The organism is Pseudoalteromonas sp. T1lg21 (assembly GCF_002964625.1).
In the GTDB taxonomy this organism is placed as follows: Bacteria; Pseudomonadota; Gammaproteobacteria; order Enterobacterales; family Alteromonadaceae; genus Pseudoalteromonas; species Pseudoalteromonas gelatinilytica.
Genome location: NZ_PQBX01000002.1, coordinates 29,506 through 49,324 on the forward strand (window position 1 = coordinate 29,506; position 19,819 = coordinate 49,324).

At 40.5% G+C, this 19,819-nt stretch carries 16 protein-coding genes and 1 pseudogene; 9 read left to right on the plus strand and 8 right to left on the minus strand.

Translation table 11 applies throughout. From position 1 onward, the window contains the following. Positions 1 to 181 precede the first annotated feature (181 nt). Positions 182 to 1,213: a GGDEF domain-containing protein gene (locus C2M25_RS01975; RefSeq protein WP_105180260.1), complete on the plus strand. Its 1,032-nt coding sequence runs from the start codon at positions 182 to 184 to the stop codon at positions 1,211 to 1,213. A 9-nt stretch (positions 1,214 to 1,222) separates the two neighbouring features. Here C2M25_RS01975 and C2M25_RS01980 read toward each other — a convergent pair whose 3' ends face one another. Beyond that, positions 1,223 to 2,167, minus strand: coding sequence for a LysR family transcriptional regulator (locus C2M25_RS01980; protein WP_105180261.1), 945 nt, complete (start codon positions 2,165 to 2,167; stop codon positions 1,223 to 1,225). Between the two features lie 118 nt (positions 2,168 to 2,285). Between C2M25_RS01980 and C2M25_RS01985 the strand changes: the two are divergent. The 7 genes and pseudogenes from C2M25_RS01985 to ppiC all read left to right on the plus strand — a co-directional run bounded on the left by C2M25_RS01985 (position 2,286) and on the right by ppiC (position 10,473). Continuing rightward, positions 2,286 to 3,451, plus strand: a pseudogene (locus tag C2M25_RS01985) (efflux RND transporter periplasmic adaptor subunit). Positions 3,452 to 3,457: 6 nt separating this feature from the next. Then, positions 3,458 to 6,604, plus strand: a complete 3,147-nt coding sequence (locus tag C2M25_RS01990; protein WP_105180262.1) for an efflux RND transporter permease subunit — start codon at positions 3,458 to 3,460, stop codon at positions 6,602 to 6,604. Beyond that, on the plus strand, positions 6,597 to 8,003 hold the full coding sequence (locus C2M25_RS01995) for a TolC family protein (protein ID WP_105180263.1): 1,407 nt from the start codon (positions 6,597 to 6,599) through the stop codon (positions 8,001 to 8,003). Before C2M25_RS01990 ends, C2M25_RS01995 begins: the two co-directional genes overlap by 8 nt. A gap of 13 nt (positions 8,004 to 8,016) precedes the next feature. After that, positions 8,017 to 9,039: a zinc-binding dehydrogenase gene (locus C2M25_RS02000; RefSeq protein WP_105180264.1), complete on the plus strand. Its 1,023-nt coding sequence runs from the start codon at positions 8,017 to 8,019 to the stop codon at positions 9,037 to 9,039. A gap of 26 nt (positions 9,040 to 9,065) precedes the next feature. Then, entirely contained in the window at positions 9,066 to 9,440 is a 375-nt protein-coding gene (locus C2M25_RS02005) for a thiol-disulfide oxidoreductase DCC family protein (RefSeq protein ID WP_234003519.1), read from the plus strand. Between the two features lie 136 nt (positions 9,441 to 9,576). Continuing rightward, entirely contained in the window at positions 9,577 to 10,131 is a 555-nt protein-coding gene (locus C2M25_RS02010; RefSeq protein WP_158679656.1) for a lysoplasmalogenase, read from the plus strand. 63 nt (positions 10,132 to 10,194) lie between these two features. Then, the gene (gene ppiC, locus C2M25_RS02015) at positions 10,195 to 10,473 is read left to right on the plus strand and encodes a peptidylprolyl isomerase PpiC (protein WP_054552145.1); all 279 of its coding nucleotides are present in this window, start codon (positions 10,195 to 10,197) and stop codon (positions 10,471 to 10,473) included. Positions 10,474 to 10,629: 156 nt separating this feature from the next. On the opposite strand, the gene C2M25_RS02020 is transcribed toward ppiC, so the two are convergent. The 5 genes from C2M25_RS02020 to C2M25_RS02050 form a co-directional block, all read right to left on the minus strand. Next, positions 10,630 to 11,187: a GNAT family N-acetyltransferase gene (locus tag C2M25_RS02020; RefSeq protein ID WP_105180267.1), complete on the minus strand. Its 558-nt coding sequence runs from the start codon at positions 11,185 to 11,187 to the stop codon at positions 10,630 to 10,632. Positions 11,188 to 11,304: 117 nt separating this feature from the next. Further along, complete coding sequence (locus C2M25_RS02025) at positions 11,305 to 11,886, minus strand: hypothetical protein (RefSeq protein WP_105173405.1); 582 nt, start codon at positions 11,884 to 11,886, stop codon at positions 11,305 to 11,307. A gap of 1,007 nt (positions 11,887 to 12,893) precedes the next feature. Beyond that, entirely contained in the window at positions 12,894 to 13,508 is a 615-nt protein-coding gene (locus tag C2M25_RS02030) for a type II secretion system protein GspG (protein ID WP_158679657.1), read from the minus strand. A gap of 121 nt (positions 13,509 to 13,629) precedes the next feature. Further along, positions 13,630 to 13,944 (minus strand): hypothetical protein, encoded by a 315-nt coding sequence (locus C2M25_RS02035; RefSeq protein ID WP_105173403.1) that lies wholly within the window; start codon positions 13,942 to 13,944, stop codon positions 13,630 to 13,632. Between the two features lie 1,802 nt (positions 13,945 to 15,746). Next, a complete protein-coding gene (locus C2M25_RS02050; RefSeq protein ID WP_105180323.1) occupies positions 15,747 to 16,967 on the minus strand; it encodes a M24 family metallopeptidase in 1,221 nt (406 codons plus the stop codon). 129 nt (positions 16,968 to 17,096) lie between these two features. On the opposite strand from C2M25_RS02050, the gene C2M25_RS02055 reads away from it, so the two are divergent. Next, the gene (locus tag C2M25_RS02055; RefSeq protein ID WP_105180268.1) at positions 17,097 to 18,176 is read left to right on the plus strand and encodes a M24 family metallopeptidase; all 1,080 of its coding nucleotides are present in this window, start codon (positions 17,097 to 17,099) and stop codon (positions 18,174 to 18,176) included. Between the two features lie 15 nt (positions 18,177 to 18,191). On the opposite strand, the gene C2M25_RS02060 is transcribed toward C2M25_RS02055, so the two are convergent. Next, positions 18,192 to 18,800 (minus strand): flavin reductase family protein, encoded by a 609-nt coding sequence (locus C2M25_RS02060; RefSeq protein ID WP_105180269.1) that lies wholly within the window; start codon positions 18,798 to 18,800, stop codon positions 18,192 to 18,194. Positions 18,801 to 18,810: 10 nt separating this feature from the next. Further along, positions 18,811 to 19,557: an SDR family NAD(P)-dependent oxidoreductase gene (locus C2M25_RS02065; RefSeq protein WP_105180270.1), complete on the minus strand. Its 747-nt coding sequence runs from the start codon at positions 19,555 to 19,557 to the stop codon at positions 18,811 to 18,813. Positions 19,558 to 19,819 lie beyond the last annotated feature (262 nt).

The following is a 19,819-nucleotide window of genomic DNA, read 5'->3' on the forward strand; positions in this document are numbered from 1 at the left end:
CTTCTTAGCATCTTGTACCTCGCAACACATTTTATTATTTGAAAATAAAAGTTAAAAAGTATTAGTTTTTCTGGCGTTTATGTAAACGATTGCATTTTTATACGAGTTTACTTAATAACTTGTTCCTAAATTTATTATTTCGCGTTAAAATTAAGCAACGACAACAATAACGAGAAACTGGATGGATATTGGGGCGCTAAGAGGCACTCAAGCTTTACGAAATAACGTTCTTAAATGGATGGGCTTTTGTTTGGGTGTATTGGCTGGAATATTCGCCGGTTTTAATCTTTTTATTAATGACTTTTTTGTCCTTGGGGCATTAGAAGTTGTTTTTGCATCGTTTTGTTTTTATATCTTTTTTTATACCCAAAAACGCAATGGCCATCTTTGGCAGTCGCTTACCTTATGTGTGTTTTTAACGCTACTAATCACATTGGGCACGTATCTCAGTAATATTAAAAGCTTGCTGTTTATTTGGACTTGCTCATTACCGGTTTTATTTTATTTATTATTAGGTAAACAATACGGCAAAGTCTTGTCTTTGGTCGTTGCTCTGCTGCAAGGCGGGATCCTATTAGCCAAATCAAGTCTTGAGCCTCTTAATAGTATTAATTTTTTACTTAATTTTTCGTTTACCTACATCAGTATCTGGGCGGTATCGCATACTTTTGAGAATAGTCGGGCAGAATATGGTAAGCGGCTCGAAAACTTAGCATTACTTGATCCTTTAACCGGGGCAGGTAACCGCTTGGCGATGACCCATTATTTTGAAGTTGAACTAAAAAACAAAAACGGCTTGTTTATTTTAATGCTCGACCTTGATTACTTTAAGAATATTAATGATCAGTATGGCCACGATGTGGGCGACCGTATTCTCATTGAAGTCACCAGTTTCTTTAGGCAACGCATTAGTAAAGGCTACGTATTTCGTATCGGCGGTGAGGAGTTTGCTATCTTCTTACCTGAGAGCGACCCGCAAAGTGCCTATGAATTTGCAGATATGCTGCGCGACCACTTAGCAACAACCATCCACAACATTGATGAGCAAGCTATTAATTTGACCATTAGTATTGGTGTTGCTTGCTACATGCCAAATCAAACCCTGAAAAACTTTATTAAGCGTGCTGACGATGCGCTATACCAAGCAAAACAGCAAGGCCGAAATAGAGTAGTAACGGCGTATGAATTAAGCCAACAAAATAAAGCGAGTTAGCTTCTCAAGTTAGCCTTTGTACATAGTGTCAAAGTCAGGGATGTTTGCTTCCCATACAGGAATATCTTTGCCTATGTATTCACGCATAGCATCAAAGAATAAACGTGTTCTGACTGGTAAGTCTCTGTGTGGGTAAACCGCATACACCGCGCTATAATCGAGTAATTCCATATCGGTTAAAATAGGCACTAGATCGCCACGTTTAACTTCATCGTCAAGAATAAACGCCGGTGCCAAAACATATGCATTGCCTGAGATAGCCTTCATTAACAGTACTTCGGCATCGTTCGCACGAAACACACTTTTGATATTTTGTTCAATAATATCGCCATCGGCATTACGATAACGAATACCGCTAATGCGTTTACTTGGGCTTGAATAGCTCGCAGCAGGTAGCTCTTTTAAATCCTCAACCTGTTTTGGCATACCGTAAGTTTCAATAAACTCCGGTGAGGCCAGCAATAACATACGGTTGCGGGCAATTTTACGGGCAATAAATGATGAGTCTTTCGGTTCGCCAACGCGAAACGCTAAATCATAGCCTTCTGATACTAAATCAATCAGTCTGTCGTCTAAGCGAAGCTCTACTTCAACTTGCGGGAAACGTTTTTGAAAGTCGTTAATGACCGGTTGGATATAACGCTTACCGATAATACTTGATGAGGTAATTTTTAACGTACCACGGGGTTCTTGGTGGTAATTCTCTGCCAGTCTTACGGTATCAGATAACAAATCTCTAAGTTCGGCTGCCTTTTTTACCATTTCAGCGCCAGCGGCAGTCAACGAAAAAGAACGCGTGGTACGATTGAGTAAACGCACCCCTAATTCATCTTCAAGACGGCTAATTTGTTTTGAAATGACAGAACGGTCTATATTTCTAGACTCTGCAGCTTTAGCAAATGAGCCTCGTTCAATCACTTCAAGCAACATTAATAAACGGCTGGTGGTATCCATAGCAGTTCCTTAAACTTTATTGGTGCCATTCTGGCATTAAAGAATTTAAAAATCTATCATTTTTATCCGCTAATTAGTTCCGTAACATTGTCTCCAATCTATTAACAGGAGAGTCGTGATGAACAAATCTATTCTTGCAGTGGCTGTGACCATTGCGAGCTTAACGCTTGCAGGGTGTGGCACAGAAGCCAACCAAGCAGAGCAGCAACAGCATTTACAACCTATCGATGTAGCACAAGTACTTGTAAAGCCAGTACAAAATTGGCACACCTATACAACGCGTTTAGAAGCGCCACAAGAAGTTGCGCTAATGCCACGTGTTTCGGGTGTCATCGATAAAATTAACTTTAAAGAAGGTGACAGCGTTAAAGAAGGTGATTTGCTTTTCACCCTTGATGCACGTCCTTTTGCAGCCGTAGTCGATAGCTTAAAAGCGCAAATCGAAAGTGCTAAGGCGGCACTTGAGCAAGCTAAAAGTGAAGCAAAACGTGCAGAGCGCTTAACTGAGCGTAAAGCAATTTCAACGGAGCAAGCTGAGTCTCGTAAATCAACACTAAGACAACGCGAAGCGCAATTGCTAGCGCTACAGGCTGAGCTTACTGCGGCAGAGCTTGATTTAGCATTTACCCAAGTGCGTTCACCCATTGATGGCGTTGTATCGCGTGCGAATATCACCAAAGGTAACAACGTGCTTGCTGGTCAAAGCGTGTTAACAAGCATTGTGTCAAACCAGCAAATGTATGCTTACTTTGATATTGATGAGCGTACGTGGAATCAGTCATTTGCTGATGTAACAGCGCAAAGTGAACAAGCAGTTGTGATGCAAAAAGTGGGTGAAACCAGCTTTAACTTCAATGGCAAAATCAACTTCATTGATAACCAAATCAATCAAACTACCGGTACTCTTCGAGTGCGTGCGGTGTTCGAAAACGATGAGCAACAACTGCGTGCAGGTTCATTCGCACGTATTAAGCTTGCCGCAGATAAAGTAAGCGAAAAAGTTATCGTGCCTGAGCGTGCAATTGGGACTGATTTAAAGAATCGCTTTGTACTCACTGTGGGTGAAGGCAATGTTCTTGAATATAAATAGTGACGGTGGGTGAGCGTTACGGCAGCTTACGCGCTATTACATCGGGTCTAAATGAAAACGATGTGATTGCTGTGAATGGTCCGGCGCGTGTTGGTCCAGGTATGCCAATTTCACCAAACACAGTCACTATTAATAGCGATGGAATTGCATTCACTCTTTCAAATAATCACTCAGATTTGGTTGCAAAACAGTAGGGCAAAATGAAATTTTCACACTTTTTTATCCAGCGACCCATCTTTGCAGCGATGCTGTCGCTTATCTTTCTCATCGCAGGGGCAATCTCGTTATTTCAATTGCCAGTGAGTGAGTACCCTGAGGTCGTACCGCCGACAGTTGTTGTGACGGCAAGTTACCCGGGTGCAAACCCAACGGTAATTGCTGAAACAGTGGCGACGCCGCTTGAGCAAGAAATCAATGGTACTGAAAACATGTTGTATATGTTTTCGCAAGCAACCAGTGATGGCCGCATGACGTTGACGGTAACCTTTGCATTAGGCACTGATTTAGACCGTGCACAAGTTCAAGTGCAAAACCGTGTTAATAGTGCGCTACCACGCTTACCACAAGAAGTTCAGCGTTTAGGTGTTGTAGCTGAAAAATCATCACCAGATTTAACCATGGTGGTGCATTTGTACTCGCCTGAAAAAACGCATGATACAACTTACTTAGCGAACTATGCTGATTTGTATATCAAAGACCAAATTGCACGTCTTCCAGGTGTGGGTGATGTTCGTATGTTTGGTGGTGGTCAGTACTCAATGCGTGTTTGGCTTAACCCAGATGCACTTTCTGCACGTGACTTAACAGCCATGGATGTAGTAAATGCATTACGCGCGCAAAACCAACAGGTTGCTGCGGGTAGTTTAGGTGCGCAGCCTACGTCGAAAAGTAATCAATTTCAAATTCTAATGAATGTTAAAGGACGCTTAAGCTCAAAAGAAGAATTTGAAAATGTGATCATCAAAGTGGGTGAGCAAGGTCAGCTTACACGCCTAAGTGATGTTGCACGCCTTGAATTAGGTCAAGACACTTATGCTTTAAGAGCGATGTTAGATGGTCAACCAGCCCTTGCAATGCCGGTATTCCAACGTCCGGGGTCAAATGCGATTGAGCTGTCTGATCAAGTACGTGAAACCATGAAAGTATTATCAAAAGACTTTCCAGCAGGTGTTGAATACGACATTGTTTATGACCCAACTATTTTCGTACGCGGCTCAATCGATGCTGTTATCAAAACGCTACTAGAAGCAATCGCGCTTGTGGTAATCGTTGTCGTGGTGTTCCTACAGACATGGCGTGCATCGGTAATCCCACTGATTGCAGTACCGGTGTCTTTGATTGGTACGTTTGCGGTTATGCAATGGTTAGGTGTATCGATTAATACCTTATCGTTATTCGGCTTGGTACTTGCCATTGGTATTGTTGTTGATGATGCCATCGTTGTGGTTGAAAACGTTGAGCGTAATATCGAGCAAGGTTTATCACCACTTGAAGCAACCCGAGTTGCGATGACCGAAGTAACAGGGCCGATTATCGCCATTGCACTTGTACTGTGTGCGGTATTTATTCCTACGGCTTTTATTACGGGTTTATCTGGTCAATTTTATAAGCAATTTGCATTAACTATTACTATTTCAACGGTTATCTCTGCGTTTAACTCGCTAACATTATCACCTGCGTTATCGGCGTTACTATTAAAAGGTCATGATGCAAAACCAGACCGTTTAACTAAGTTATTAAACCGTGTATTCGGTAATTGGCTGTTTAAACCTTTTAACCGCTTGTTTGATAAAGGCGCTAATGGCTACGAAAAGCTGGTACAAAAACTAATTCGTATGAGTGTCATTGTCTTAGTTGCTTATGTTGCACTTGTCGGTGGCACAGTTAAATTGTTTGATGCTGTACCCGGTGGTTTTATTCCACAGCAAGATAAGCAATATTTAGTGGCTGTAGCACAGTTGCCTGATGCGGCAAGCTTAGACAGAACCCAAGAAGTCGTGCAAGAAATGGAAAAAATTGCATTACAAGTACCGGGTGTTGCAAACACAGTATCGTTTCCTGGTCTATCGGTGAATGGTTTCACAAATAGCCCTAACAGCGGCATTGTATTTACTCCGCTTGCCCCTTTTGAAGAGCGTCAAGATCCGAGTATGTCGGCAATGGCAATTGCGGCTCAGTTAAATCAAAAGTTTGCCAGTATTGATGAAGCGTTTGTTGCGGTATTCCCGCCACCGCCAATTCAAGGTTTAGGTACAACGGGTGGCTTTAAACTACAAATTGAAGACCGTGCTAATAAAGGCTTTGAAGCACTCTTTAATAGCTTACAAGCAACCATTGCTAAAGCGCAGCAAGACCCTGCATTAATGGGCCTCTACTCAAGCTTTAGAATTCAAGTGCCACAAATGGATATCGACATTGACCGTGAGCAAGCGCTTATACAAGGTATTCCACTTGATGAAGTATTCAATGCATTACAAGTGTACTTAGGTTCTATGTACGTGAATGACTTTAACTTGTTTGGTCGTACTTATCAGGTTAATGCACAAGCTGATGCTGACTACCGCCAAGATCCTGAGCAAATTTTGAATCTTAAAGTGCGTAACCGCATGGGTGAGATGGTGCCATTAGGCTCTGTGTTAACGGTCACACCAACAACAGGCCCAGATCGTGTAATGCACTATAACGGTTATCCTACAGCTGAATTAAATGGTAGCCCAGCACCAGGGTATAGCTCTGATCAAGCGCAACATGCGATTGAAGCAATCCTTGCAGAGACATTACCAAATGGTATTGAGTTTGAGTGGACAGAAGTAACTTATCAGCAAATATTAGCGGGTAATACCATGGTGTATGTTTTCCCACTCGTTGTATTGCTTGTATTTATGGTACTTGCTGCGCAATACGAGAGCTTAAGATTACCACTGGCTATTATTTTGATTGTGCCTATGACGATTTTCTCGGCCTTGTTGGGTGTGTGGTTTGTTGGTGATGACAACAACATCTTCACGCAAATCGCATTAATCGTACTGGTTGCACTAGCAAGTAAGAACGCCATCTTAATGGTTGAGTTTGCACGAGATCAGCATAAAGGGGGGGTGTCTCACCTTGAAGCTATCATCAAAGCGTGTCGCTTACGACTTCGCCCAATTTTAATGACATCAATTGCCTTTACGGCAGGCGTTGTACCCCTTGTTTTAGCAACAGGTGCTGGTGCTGAGATGCGTCATGCCATGGGTAACGCGGTATTTTCAGGCATGATTGGTGTAACTGTGTTCGGCTTATTGTTCACCCCGGTATTTTATATGTTAGTCACTAAAAAATCGCAGAAGGAGCAACACGATGCATAAGCCTCTTCATGCACTCTTTAAACACGGCAAACTAGTTAGTGCGATGCTGTTAGCCGGAGCACTGGCAGGCTGCGCACAAAGCGTCGATATGCAAGAGCAGCAAGTGAGCTTGACACAATTTGTAAGTGATACACAAATTGGTGAGCAAAACGAAGGTGCGAGCGAAAATAACTGGTGGCGCCGTTTAGATTCAGCGCAGTTAAACAATTTAGTGACTGATGCATTAGCAATGAATCACGACCTAAAAACCAGTCAGCTTCAACTTGATGCAGCCATTGCCCGTTTAGGTGCAGCCCGTGCGGATTATTATCCGCAGGGCAGCCTAAGCGTTGGCGCAGAGCGCAGCAGCTTAGATGGCGCAATTACGCGCCAATCAAACGCTGGTGTTAATGTTAATTGGCAGCTTGATTTGTTTGGTCGTATTACCGCACTTGTCGATGCTGCTAATGCGGGTGCACTAAACCAAGCCGAGCAGTTAAGAGCATTACAGGTTGAAGTGGTTTCAGCTGTGGTGCAAGGCTATGTCAGCTATCAAGGTAATGTGCAAAAGCAAGCTATCATTGAGATGCAAATCGAGGCACTCGAGCAAAGTATCGATGTGCTCAAAGCGCGAGTAGAAGAGGGGGTTGCGAATGAACTTGATCTTAACCGTACCCTTGCGCAGTTAAAGCAGCAACAAGCGCTTATTCCTGAGCTTAGTTACTTGCAATATCGTGACCTCGCAACCCTTGCGGTGCTAACAGGGCGACTTGCAAGCGATATAACACTGGTTGAAGAGCCTGAGTTATTAAGCCATGAATTTAGTGTGTCGTTTACTAAAGCCAGTGAAGCAATGGCACTCAGACCAGATATCACCAGTGCTTTATATCAGTTTAGTCAGGCTTATTCGCTAAGTGTTGCCGCCTCAAAAGCATTACTGCCAGATATTAGTCTGGCCGGGTTTGCAGGTGTGGTGAGCTTAACCAGCAATGGCTTAGAAGATACCGTGCAACAATGGCAAGTAACGCCAAAAGTTGAATGGTCATTACTCAGCTATCCTGCATTATTAGCGCAGCGTGATGCGCAGCAATTTTTAAGTGAAGCCGCTTACAGTGACTATCAAAGTAAAGTATTAAAAGCCATTAGCGATAGTGAACTTACTTTACAAAGGCTAGTCAAACAGCAGCAACAGTTAAGTTATGCTGATCAACGTTTTAATTATGCGAATAAAGCATTTGGTCAAGCTCAAGCAATGTACCAAGAAGGACAAATTCCTTACTTAGAGTTGTTAGATGCGAGACAGGATGTTTTAATAGCGCAAGAGAACGCTGTTGATTCAACAATTGCTTCATTACAGGCCAAAGTAAGTGCTTATCAAGCATTTAATGGTCGTTGGAGCTTTGAACTAAACAACCTTTAACCCAGAGTATTAAATGTCACATATTCAACAAACTACAGATCTTCCGTCAACAATGCGCGCGCTTGCACTGATTGAGCCGAATGACGCCATAGCGTTATCTGAACTTTCTGTGCCAGTACCGAGCCCTGAAGGCAATGAGCTTTTGGTTAAAGTTGAATATGTGGGCTTAAATCATGGTGATGCCAACTTTGCAAAACAAGGTTTTTGTAAATGGCATTACCCGCATGTATTAGGTCACGATGCTGTTGGCGTGGTTGTTCAGGCAAGTAAAGGTGTATTCCCAGGTGTTGGCGCACGTGTTGTATGGCACGCCAGCCTTGGCGACCAAGGTGTGTTATCTGAATACACAACGGTTCCAAACTATGCGGTATCGGTTGTGCCAGATAACGTATCACCGGCAGATGCTGCAACCTTACCTTGTTCAGGGATGACGGCATTAATTGCCCTTGATAAGTTGCAGCTAAGCGAAGGGGATTCACTGTTTATTGATGCAGGTGCGGGTGGCGTTGGTCAATTCGCTATTCAATTTGCTAAGCAACGTGGTGCCACCGTGTTTACCACTGCCAGCAAACACAATCATAAGTTACTTAAGCAATTAGGTGCTGATGTGGTGTTTGACTACAAAGACCCAAAACTTGAAGATAAAATTCGCCGTGAATTAGGTCCGCAAGGCTTTGATGCGGTGCTTGATTGTATTGGTGGCGATACTACCATTCGTAACGTTGAGCTAATGCGCTTTTGTGGCCGTATTGCCTGTTTAAATGAGTTACCTAAGTTTGAACAAGAACTTATGTTTAGACGCGCACCAAATATTGGCATTGTATCCTTAGGTGGAGCTTGGCTTGCAAATAGCTTATGTGCACAACAAAAATTGAGCTTTATGGGTAACTTATTACTCGATAATGCAGCCCGTGGCGAGATCAAATTACCGCAAATCCATGCTGTTGATTTTAACGCCGAGGCTGTTTCAGCTGCTTTAAATAAACAACTTGCTGGTGGCTTTACCGGTAAACAAGTTGTGCAAGTAAGCGGCTAATCTTGCAAACTCACTGCCCAGTCATCTTGTTTGATGGTCAGTGCAATCTGTGCCATTTTTGTGTTCAGTTTATTGTTCGCTTTGATAAGCAAATTACCTTTAAGTTATGCCCCATGCAAAGCGATAAAGGTGAACGTTTACTAAAGGCGCATCAAGTTGACGATCCACTCTCTTCAATGTTAGTGATTGAAAATAACCAGTTATATAAACAAAGTGACGCTGTGTTATTTATCGCAACTCAATTAGGTTTTCCATTCTCTTTGGTTAAGCTGTTCAAGCTGCTGCCAAAAGGCTTTCGCGATCGTATGTATGATTGGGTTGGCCGTCATCGTTATCGTTTTTTTGGCAAACTGACACAGTGTAAGTTACTGACCGAAAAACAAAAGCAGCATTTTTTATAAACATTTAAAGCAAAGCTTGCTATTCTCGTTATTGGGAACAAATAACAATAATAAGAATATGAACATTCTCTTTCTAATCCTAAGTTCGGTTTACATTGCTTTACTGCTCTTTATACCATCATTAACTCAGCCTATTATGGCGCTATTTAAAACATTACCAATCGGCCTGTTGATTGTGATGGTGTTAAAAGGGCGTAGTCAGTTACAAAATCGCACTTTTATTACTTTATTATTCGCTCTTAGTTTTTCAGCACTAGGTGATGTGTTGCTAGCCCTTGATACAGGGCAACTCTTTATAGGTGGTTTAGCGGCATTTTTTATAAGCCATACCTTTTATATCATCAGCATGTTGCCAATTAAAAACTGGCGACTAGACGTTGTACTTCTTTATCTCTTTTTGGCCATCATTGTTTTTTGCTTATTTTATCCAAACCTGAATGACATGCTCATTCCGGTGATTGTCTATATGTTGGTACTTAGCATAATGGCAAGCCTTACTTGGATGACAGGTAAATCTAACGGCTTTTTAGTGTTAGGTGGGGCAATGTTTGTTATATCAGACTCTATTCTTGGCCTTAACCGCTTTTATTTAGAAATTATGCATGCAGATATCGCAATCATGGGGAGTTATTATTTAGCGCAATTTTGTTTGGTGAAAGGATTTTTGCAGGCAACAGGTAAACATAAATAGCCGCAGTGGCTCAGTGTTGATTGCCGTGATAAAATACGCGCGTTTTAATTTTCGAGATTTTCCATGGCAAATACAGCGCACGCACTGCACATTCTTGTTAAGCACAAAGAACAAGCTGAAGACATCATCAAGCAACTTAAAAAAGGTGCGAAGTTTCAGACGTTAGCTAAAAAATATTCAACCTGTCCGTCGGGTAAAAAAGGCGGCGATTTGGGTGAATTCAGACGCGGTCAAATGGTGCCACAGTTTGACAAAGTAGCTTTCAGCGGCGAAATCTTAGAGCCACATTTAGTGAAAACGCGCTTTGGTTGGCATGTAATTAAAGTGCTATACAGAACGTAAAGCCAAAACCTGCCTAAATAGTGAAAGACATGTTGTTAGTCTTATACTTTTCATCTCAGTGAGTTAAAGCGCTAGGTTTAACTCACTTTGCCCAAATTAGACCGTTATAGTTTGTAATTCAAAGGGCTATTTTAAGTCTTTAGTTTAATAAACTTGTTATATTTCTTTAAATTCAGGTTTTATTAAACCAAAACACTTTAAATCATGGAATTCGTTTTTCCAGAAACCACTTGAACGCCTAATTCCTTCCTCTTTGAAACCTAGCTTTTTTAACACTGATTCAGAAGCAGTATTGCCAATCATAATGTCACCTTGGATCCGGTAGAGTTCACCTAAAGGTTGGTCATTAGAGAATGCAAATTGGATAATCGTGTTAACAGCTTCACAAGCATAGCCAAGCCCCCAATACTTTGAGGATAACTCATAGCCAATACCTGCATTTTTCATCTTCAAGTTTATTGAGTTAAATCCACACGTACCAATTAGTTTTCCCGAACTCTTAACTCGAATAGCCCAACGAACACCTACTTTGTCAGCAAAGCGTTGATTAAAAAAATCAATTAACTCCAATGATTGTTTTTCTGAGTTAAAAACATCGATATCGTAATATCTAACAACGTTTTCATCAGTGAAAATATCAAGTAAAGCCTGCCCGTCACTTTTTGATAACTTATTAAGAATTAAACGAGATGATTCTAGCTCTGGAAATTGCACTTAGTCTTCCTTGAAATAAAACGCCGTTTTAAGCGGCAAAAATAGTTGGCTATAATTTGTGACGAATGAGCACAAGCCAGTTTTTTTAAATCAGCCCTGGATTGCTTCGTTTTGCTGCTAGAACGCTTTAAACTGTATATCACTAAAAAACTCTTCTGCATTTTGAGCTAATTCAGGATATTCTTTACCCTTATAGTGACGTAGAGAGTATTCCGTATGCACACCAATAGATTTTTTAAATGGGTGTATGCAATTATATCCAAGATACTCTATCAGCATTACGGCTGTTTTATTGCCACCGACTTTAGCACTGTTATCTTGAGAAATAGTTTTGTGCTTGATGCACGTTGCACCATTAAGTTGTACCAACTCTTCTGAGTTTTCCACAAGAGCAAACCTGCCAATATCCGGGGAGTTTGCTCGATGTTTGACTACATGCGAAAGAAATTCTTCATCGGAGGCAAACTCGGGAATTTGATAGAGTGACAAATTTATAATGCCACTGCTGTCATCATTCAGCTTAGTTCCGAGAGTAAGCTGATACCCCGTAGACGTAATGACAGACCAACTACCATTTTTAGGTGATAACGAAGAAACACCATAAATATTAACAGGAGTACCTGAATTAAGCTGTGGGGAAGTTGATGCGCACGACGTCACAAACAACAACGATATTAAAATAGTGGTAAATTTATACATTTAACTCTCCTTGTAGCACAACCTGTTTATAGCGAGCGAGTCAGGCGTTTTTCTAGCATAGCGTCGGCGGAAAAACCCAGCGAAGCGGTGGTTTTGATGTCGGGTGCCTTTACTTGTTAAATCTGCACTGGAACGAAGCATTGAAATACTCAGCTTTATAAGAGCAATTTGACTCTAATACTTTTATGAACGCCTGCATTTTGCTGAAAGAGTTTAATGCTAATTCACATTCGGGTGCAGTGTGAACTTGCATAGAATATAGCTCCAATGAACTATACCTACTTGACGCTGCAGTAAATGCATACTCATTTGTTGCCAAATCAGTTACGAGTAACTGATTTGATTCTACGACTTTACCAGACAAGCCAATTGTCTCTAACTCACCAATAGCGCAATCCCAGCCACCTTCATATTTTGGTGTTATTGGAACTATTAGACCATAAGATGTATCACAGCCGGCTACAAATAATATGCTTAACAGTATGATGTATTTAATTGTGCACTAACTCCCTTGTTAATCGGCAAAATTTAGTGGCTATAATCTTGAGCGATGCGACTTCAGCCAACTGAGTTTTGTCAGCTCTTTTAATTAGTTTTGTTATATTTCAACTACACCATAATAGAGCATGATTATTGCCATAGAAGTTACTACTAACTGTGAATATAAATATACCAACCACTTACGTATAGCTGAGACTTGACCCTTTCGGTAAATTTTATAACTTTTAATTGAGTCATTAATAACTGCAACAATGCAGGCTAAAAAGCTAACTGTAGCTAACCCTGACCAAATGTTTGGAATGGCGAAACAAAGCATAATGAGCCAGAAGATATAGGCAAGGTAGATCACTTAACTAAATTCATTTCACAAACTTAAAATGCAATATAACGCTCCAAGCAGCGGTGAGTAGCAGTGGCGGGCTTTTTGCCCGCGGAGCGGGTGAGAAAAAAGCGCGACAATGTTACGAATCCGACTGACTTGGCTTGTTAGGCAATAATTCACTTAGTTAAAGAGTACTTGGAACAATTGCAGCCAATAATACCGCTACAATAAGGTAACAAAATACTCCCAAATGGTAGCCAAACAGTGACTTTTTAATTGAATTTACTTTTTTGTAAGCTAAATAAACACCAAAAATGTAAGGTGGAATACCCACTCCAAAGCCAATTATTAGCAGCAAAAAAACAATTTTGAAAGGACTATTTTGTTTTTTTAACCCGCATTTAAGATCATCCCAGTTCCCACATCCCCTATTTACACCAGTACCTCCAGGGAGGCCATCTTTCCCATTTGTCCATATGTCAAAGCCTTCTGGATTGTTTATACCTGGCACAAGATATAAATAGTCTCGTCCCCAAGGATCTAGAGGTAATTTACTGATAAGTTTTTCTTTTTTACAAGGAAAATTTTTACTAACAAATACTTCCTGACTTAATAAATCTAAGCCTTGTTCATTAGTTGGAAAACTGCCAAATTCACTATGATAAAGCTCAACTGCTTGAGACAAAACTTCAATGTCTAGATAAGCTTTTTCTTCAGGCGATAGCTCCCTACTCGAACTTTTTGCAAGACCTGAAATTAAAATCATAATAATTAATGCCATAATTTTAATTTTTTGCATAAAAGTTACCATATTGCCTAACGCCTTACTAATGGGCGCATAAATGCTTGGCTAAAATTAGCGACGAAGAAGCACAAGCCAAGCGTTTTGCGTCCTTTTGAGTAACTTGTTAGCTGTACTTTTAACACATCTCAATACTTGTAAATTGGAACCAAATATTGTCTTTATCGTAATCAGCAATTCCATTTAACTCATCAAATGGATCTAGCGAAAGATAAATTTGCTCACCAATATTAACCATTTTTACTTGAGAAATATGCATGGTGCCAAAGTCATCATATATATTGAACTCAAGTAGACCATTTAATTTATAAGTTTGTCCGAGACCGTTTTGGTCACTTACTGTGATCATTGCCGAATGCAATGAACCATCCCAAACATATTTAATTGAGATTTCAGTAATGATTTTGTCTCTGAAGTTCGATGAATTAACCATATTTCCCTGTACAGCTAACGCCGCAAATAAACGGCTAAAAATAGTTGGCTATAATTTGTGAGGCACGAACAAAGCCAACTGTTTTTTGTCCGCACTTTTAATTTGCTTTGTTATATGCCGCTATCTCGAGTAAAGGTGAGCTAGTGGTGTAACAAGCAAAATAGTTAAAAGTATTAGCCCAGACCACACTATGTAGCCCGTAACTTTGGATAGTGATAAAACAACCTTATCACCAGATTTGGTGAACAGAACTCTTGAAACAGCTATTAAACCAAATGAGACAAGGTAAGTAGTAAGTGTCACTGAGACACCAAGCGAAATCCCTTCTCCATTGCTCCCATAAAACTTATAGAGCATCCATAATGCACCTAAAAAGCGCTCACCTACACCATATAGCATGATAAAACTTATAAGAAGAAACACCAAAGCTGTAGAACGGCTCAAAAATATCATAGGCATATAACATGTTTATAGCGAGCTAATCGCGCGTTTTTCTACCACAACGTAGCTCGTTTTTCTTATTAGATTATTTTTAACAAACTTGCTAACTAATGGCCAGTGTTATTAAAATTTAGGAGTTCTCGCTTTTACCTCAGGATAAAAACGAGCGATTGGGTCGTTTTCTTGACTATGCGAGCAATAGACTTTGACGAAATAGAAAAGCAATTGTGAACGGCCGATGTTCGCTCTTTTAAAATTCGCCTAAACACGTCTTGGGGCAGAAGCAATGCGCAAGTTTTGCAATTTACTCACTCGTTAATGTGCATAAATGAGTTATAGTATTTATTCTGTAACGCCCGAATAATGGGCGGATTTTGCTTGGTTACACTTAGCGAAGAATGAGCGCCAGCCAAGCTTTAAGCGTCCCATCCATTATTGCCTTGTTATAACCCCCACACCTGTGATGCTGCAAGAATTATTGCCCCTGAAAATACTGAAAAAGACATAATATTGATAATTTTCCAGTTCCCACCATTATTGGTAATTATTTTAAACAAACTAAACAATAAAGTTAAAAATGCACAAACTGAAACCCCAATTAAACCCAACATAATTGGTGACCAAGTTATGTTGCCAGAATTAAAGTGATAATTGAAAAACGCAATTGCCCATAGATGAAAAATACAAACAACCAAAATATATAGTTCGTTTAATCCAAATCGCTTCTGCTGAATACCACATACAGGACAAAAGTACGCAACATACTTACCAGAACGAACAGCTTTCGGGAATATTTTGGAGTTACATTTCTTGCAAATAGTCATGGTGTTCAACTGATACTACAGGGGTTATAACAGCGTATTACCGAGAATTCCCGTTAACACTCTAGTTAACACTCTATGTGTTAATTTCCAGAATTATCAAAATACGGTTTTAATAATCAAATTATTAATAACTTACACATAGCTAAAAGGATTTACAATTGTTGAGGCTACGCTATAACCGAGAATTTACTTATTCGAGAATGAAGAGAATTACATTACGAGAACACGCATAAAAAATAGCATGTATATTAGTAACTTAAATATTTATGAAAACTTTAACGAGAAGCCACTTAAACTGCATAACGAGAATTGATTATTTATACATTAAATACGTTGAATGGCAGCTTCGCTAAAAGCAGCCATTAGAGAGTTTACCCTAACTCATTTTGGGGCAGAAACGAGTTACAACTAAAGTTGTTACTCTATTACAGAGCCATGTTACTCAATCTTTTTCTATGCAAAGAAGAGTTTTTTCCCGTAAATCTTAAACAACAAAAAAGCGCCTTTGGCGCTTTTTTACTTTGTATTGAATTAAGTTTATTTAGCTAAGCCAAATGGGTCATCAATGCTATGAGCAGGCTCGGTAAACCAGCGCGGGCCTTCGTCTGTCATATAAAAATGATCTTCTAAGCGAATACCAAACTCATCAGGTACAACAATCATAGGTTCATTACTAAAACACATACCTGTTGCGAGTGGGGTAGGGTTACCACCCACAAGGTATGGCCATTCATGAATATCTAAACCAATACCATGGCCTGTTCTGTGTGGGCAGCCTGGTGTTTGATACTCAGGTCCCATGCCATTTTCGGCAAGATACTGCCTTGCAGCATCGTCTACTTTGCCACATGGCTCACCAATTTTTGCGGCAGCAAAAGCAGCAAGTTGGGCATTTTTCTCGTGTTGCCAAAACATGCGTTGACGTTCGGTTGCTTCACCAAATACATAAGTACGGGTAATATCAGAGAGGTAATCATGTACTTTACAGCCAGTATCAATCAGTACCACATCACCTTTTTTAAGGGTTTGCGGGTTTTTAACGCCATGCGGGAAAGACGACGCAACACCAAATAACACAATACAAAAATAGTTACCCGGTGCGCCGACTTTTTGGTGCGCCTTTTTAATAAAGGCTTCAACCTCAGTGGTGGTGATACCTTCATAAAGCATACTTGCCGTTGCTTTGTGTACTTCTAAAGTCATGTCCATAGCACGTTGCATTAAGGCAAGTTCATTGGCTGATTTATGCATACGGCAGTGAGCTGTAACGCACTGTGCGTTAACAATGTTGTAATCGCCGTTCGCTTTATTAATACCGTCGTAGATGAAAAACTGTGCGCTTTCATCAATACCAAGGGTGCCTGTTTTGCTAATGCCCATTTCTGACAGTACTTCAACACACAATTGGTAAGGGTTTTCGTGCTCTTGCCAACCACGAATTGGGCCGTCAATCACCATAAAATCATTTAAGCTGCCGATTTCAAAAAACGGCGCTATGTATTGCACATCACCTTTAGCAGGTAAAATAGCGCCAACTAAACGCTCACTTGCGTACCAACGCATTCCTGTAAAATAGGCTAGGTTAGTGCCTGCATTTAAATAAATTGCATCAATATTGTTTGCTTGCATATACGCTTGTGCTTTTGCGATACGCGCATGAAACTCGTCATTTTGAATAGGGGTTAAATCTGTTGTCATATCTGACAAAGAGTCAAGCGCCTGCTCTGGCGTTTGTGTGCCAATACCATATGTTGTCATTGTGTACTCCTTGGTTTTTTGTGCATTGTGGCTTGAGTAAACAGCTGATGCAAACTCACTGCGACTAATCGCATAATATTCGTATTTGTGGCTATAACTGTTAGCATGCGCAAAAAATAAGGAGCGACAATGCAAGTTAATTACTTAAAAAGACAAGCTGAATTTAAAGCCTTGCTAGAACAACAAGGTTACAGCGCCATGTTAGTACTTGGTCATGAAAATATTCGTTACTTAAGTGGTTTTAGCGGTAATGCTGCTTATGCATTAATTACTCAAAATGCGTGTGTGTTGATCACTGATTACCGATACCACCAACGTGCAATTGCTGAAACAACAGGGTTTGAAGTTGTTTGTCGAGACAGAGACAACGAAACTCTTGGTCATTGTATTAACAGGCACCTTAACCCAAACAGCCATGTCGCATTTGATGCAAGCTATGTCACGGTAGCAATTTGGCAAGGTGTGGCAGATGAGCTAAGCGACCACACATTAACTGCGGTAAACGGTTTAATTGAAAAACTAAGACGCGTTAAAGATAGCTGGGAAGTTGCACAAATTAAAGCTGCTGCGGCCATCGCTGATGAAGCATTAGCACAAACGCTGCCTTATTTTAAACCGGGTGTAACTGAGCGAGACCTAGCCTTAGAGCTTGAATTTAGAATGCAAAAGCTTGGTTCAGAAGGAATGTCGTTTGCCACCATCATGCTGTTTGCAGAGCGCTCAGCCTTGCCGCATGGTAACCCGTCAGATCAGGTTTTAAAGCAAGGTGACTTTGTAACCCTTGATTTTGGTGCAGTTGTAAATGGCTATCGCTCTGATATGACTCGTAGTTACATTATTGGCGAAGCATCAGAAAAACAAACCCGTATTTATAATACTGTTCTAGATGCACAAAATGCAGCACTTGAAATGGTTAAACCGGGAGTTAATTGTTTGGATTTAAATGCCATATCAAACAAGGTGATTGCTGATGCAGGTTTTGGCGAATACGCGGGCAAAGGTCTTGGCCATGGTTTAGGGCTATTTTTACATGAAGTGCCATTTATCAACACACTGACAGACTACAGCCTTGAAGTTGGTAATGTGATCACCATTGAGCCCGGCATTTATATACCAGGCTATGGTGGTGTGCGCCTAGAAGATGACATAGTTGTCACAGAATCTGGTTTTGAGGTGCTAACCCATGCCCCTAAGCCATTTATAATCTAGTGCTTAAATCAAAAGTTACTTTTTAGCATACGCTAAGCGGGCTAAACGTTCAGTTACATGGTAACTATCTAGCCCGCTCACGGCGACTGTACCAATGGCTTCAATATCGACAAAGCCATCTTCTTGCAAACACGCCTCATCTAAATAGATATCGGTTATTTCACCTATGATCAGCTCAGTACCATTGATGGCAAGGTGGTGGTGTTCTTTCAGCTCAAGCGCATATTTAAGCTTACTTTCTTTAACGAAAGGCGCTGTAAAGTCATTTAGGTATTGAGTAGTAAGCCCTGTTGCATCAAATTCAGACTCGTCTTTATCGTAGCGTGCCGATGTTTGATGTGCTTTGTTATAAATGTCTTTGTTCACATGGTTAATCGTGTACTGCTTAGTGGCTAATAAGTTCTCTAGGGTATGGCGAGGCACTGAATGAGGCCTAATGATCATGCCGACCAAAGGGGGATGTGCACCAAGATGAAATACTGAACTTACAATCGCTAAGTTAGTTTGGCCGTTACTATCTTGTGTGCCAACTAAGTTGGCACTTTTAAATCCCGACAAACTATTAATTAAGTGGGCGCGGTAGCGGTTTTCTAAATCAGCAATGACTTGCTTTGTTAAATGCATAATTGTCCTGTTACCAGTCTATGGGTTTACCTTGCCAGTCAAAGTAGGCAGGGTTTTGTGATTGTTGTAAATAGTCAGCATCACTTATCAATGAATACAGCTGCTCGGTAACAAACTCAGGGGTAAATAATTTACCTTCGGGCACATTAGCCTGAAACGGCTTTGATAATGGTGTATCTGTAGTACCTGGGTGAAATAACACACAGTGACATTTTTTATAGCGTCTGCTAAGTTCGATCGCAGCGGATTTAAATAACATATTTAATGCTGCCTTCGAAGCACGATAGCTATACCAACCACCTAACTTGTTATCACTAATGCTACCAACACGTGCACTCAACGCACAGATAACCGTAGCTACTTGCGGCTTTAAAAGCGTTGAGAATAAAGCCACACAGCGAATTGGCAGTAGAGCATTTGTCGTCATGCTGTTTATAAAGTGCTGCTCAGATATTTGTTCAAGTTTACGTTCAGGTACGTGCTCTGGATCATGCAGTAGGCCATTAAATATCATCAGTTGTGTTAAATCATAGTGGCCACTGGCTAGTTCTTTAGCAATGCCACTTAAGCTTTTATCTGAGTAATCAGTTTTAAAATGCTGGTGGCTGATCTCATTGTTTGCTGTTTCATCAAAAGTCGCCTTAAATTCACCGCGACTGATAGTGACAATATGACCACAACGGATATGATTTTTTAGTGCAGTGAAATAAGCTTTCGCTATTTCACTGCTTGCACCACACACTATATAAAGCTGCATTTTTGACCTACTAGTAAAAATAATTAAAATTTTTTTCGTTCAAATTCTCATCAGTGAATAAAGTAAAAATTACGCTGTTGTTCTTCTCTCACAATTAATACACATAAAAAAGACGGATAAAAATTTGACCAAACTCACAGTAGCGATGCCTTAATTTATGCGGTTTTTGTCTTTTAAATTGGTAAGTCCATTTTACCAATTGTATTAAGCGTCAAACGATAAACCGGACTAGAGTGCGTATTTATTACACTTTTATGTTGAG

Excerpts from the sequence above, each read along its gene's own strand:
- C2M25_RS02055 (WP_105180268.1), top strand. The coding sequence starts at position 17,097 with ATGCAAGTTAATTACTTAAAAAGACAAGCTGAATTTAAAGCCTTGCTA.
- C2M25_RS02010 (WP_158679656.1), top strand. The coding sequence starts at position 9,577 with ATGGCGCTATTTAAAACATTACCAATCGGCCTGTTGATTGTGATGGTG.
- C2M25_RS01980 (WP_105180261.1), bottom strand. The coding sequence starts at position 2,167 with ATGGATACCACCAGCCGTTTATTAATGTTGCTTGAAGTGATTGAACGA.
- C2M25_RS02030 (WP_158679657.1), bottom strand. The coding sequence starts at position 13,508 with ATGCAAAAAATTAAAATTATGGCATTAATTATTATGATTTTAATTTCA.
- C2M25_RS01990 (WP_105180262.1), top strand. The coding sequence starts at position 3,458 with ATGAAATTTTCACACTTTTTTATCCAGCGACCCATCTTTGCAGCGATG.
- C2M25_RS01995 (WP_105180263.1), top strand. The coding sequence starts at position 6,597 with ATGCATAAGCCTCTTCATGCACTCTTTAAACACGGCAAACTAGTTAGT.
- ppiC (WP_054552145.1), top strand. The coding sequence starts at position 10,195 with ATGGCAAATACAGCGCACGCACTGCACATTCTTGTTAAGCACAAAGAA.
- C2M25_RS02060 (WP_105180269.1), bottom strand. The coding sequence starts at position 18,800 with ATGCATTTAACAAAGCAAGTCATTGCTGATTTAGAAAACCGCTACCGC.
- C2M25_RS02050 (WP_105180323.1), bottom strand. The coding sequence starts at position 16,967 with ATGACAACATATGGTATTGGCACACAAACGCCAGAGCAGGCGCTTGAC.
- C2M25_RS01975 (WP_105180260.1), top strand. The coding sequence starts at position 182 with ATGGATATTGGGGCGCTAAGAGGCACTCAAGCTTTACGAAATAACGTT.
- C2M25_RS02025 (WP_105173405.1), bottom strand. The coding sequence starts at position 11,886 with ATGTATAAATTTACCACTATTTTAATATCGTTGTTGTTTGTGACGTCG.
- C2M25_RS02065 (WP_105180270.1), bottom strand. The coding sequence starts at position 19,557 with ATGCAGCTTTATATAGTGTGTGGTGCAAGCAGTGAAATAGCGAAAGCT.
- C2M25_RS02035 (WP_105173403.1), bottom strand. The coding sequence starts at position 13,944 with ATGGTTAATTCATCGAACTTCAGAGACAAAATCATTACTGAAATCTCA.
- C2M25_RS02000 (WP_105180264.1), top strand. The coding sequence starts at position 8,017 with ATGTCACATATTCAACAAACTACAGATCTTCCGTCAACAATGCGCGCG.